Origin of the sequence: Vibrio sp. 1562 (genome assembly GCF_033340155.1) — a bacterium.
Taxonomy (GTDB): Bacteria; Pseudomonadota; Gammaproteobacteria; order Enterobacterales; family Vibrionaceae; genus Vibrio; species Vibrio alginolyticus.
Map to the genome: position 1 here is coordinate 1 of NZ_JAWOVY010000234.1, position 791 is coordinate 791.

Here is a 791-nt window from a genome sequence, read left to right on the forward strand (position 1 = left end):
TGCACAAACTTTTAGTAAAATCGTGCGATCCACGAAAGAGAGTGGTATCTGCTCGACTCATCTTCACTGCTCATCATCTTCCTGGTTTAATTTAACTAAAGTCAGCATCTAAAATAAGGCTTTTGTGTAATTTTGTGGAAACGTTTACACAATTTGAATTCGATCACGGATCTGGATCGAGATTGGTTGCTAGACTTTTAGCCAGTTAAGAAATGGGCGTACCGATTCGATGCAATAGCGATTGGCTTTTAGCGCATCAGAGTGAGGTGTGAACAGAAAGCAGCAAACGTGGAGAAGCAAAAAGTGAAAGTTCTTGTCACAGGCGGTATGGGATACATCGGTAGTCACACTTGCGTTCAGATGATTGAAGCGGGAATGGAACCTATCATCGTTGATAACTTGTGTAACGCCAAACTGGAAGTGTTAAACCGTATTGAAGTGCTGACTGGCAAACAGCCTGCGTTCCACCAAGGTGACATCCGTGACGAAGCCTTTTTGGAGACGGTATTCGCGCAGCCCGACATCCAAGCCGTGATCCACTTTGCTGGCCTCAAAGCGGTGGGCGAATCGGTGGCAAAACCACTTGAGTACTACGACAACAACGTCAATGGCTCATTGGTGTTGGCGCGCAGCATGCGTAAATCGGGTGTGAAAAGCATCGTATTCAGTTCATCGGCAACGGTTTACGGTGACCCAGAAATAGTGCCGATTACGGAAGATTCGCCAACAGGCGCAACGACCAACCCATACGGACGCAGCAAATATATGGTGGAGCAATGCTTAAGCGATCT

Annotated in this window: 1 protein-coding gene; it reads left to right on the top strand. The window is 46.6% G+C overall.

Annotated elements, in window-relative coordinates:
* Nucleotides 1–303: 303 nt before the first annotated feature.
* Nucleotides 304–791 (top strand): SDR family NAD(P)-dependent oxidoreductase (locus R7Z49_RS24355; RefSeq protein ID WP_318112274.1); only part of this gene is annotated, 488 nt, incomplete at its 3' end.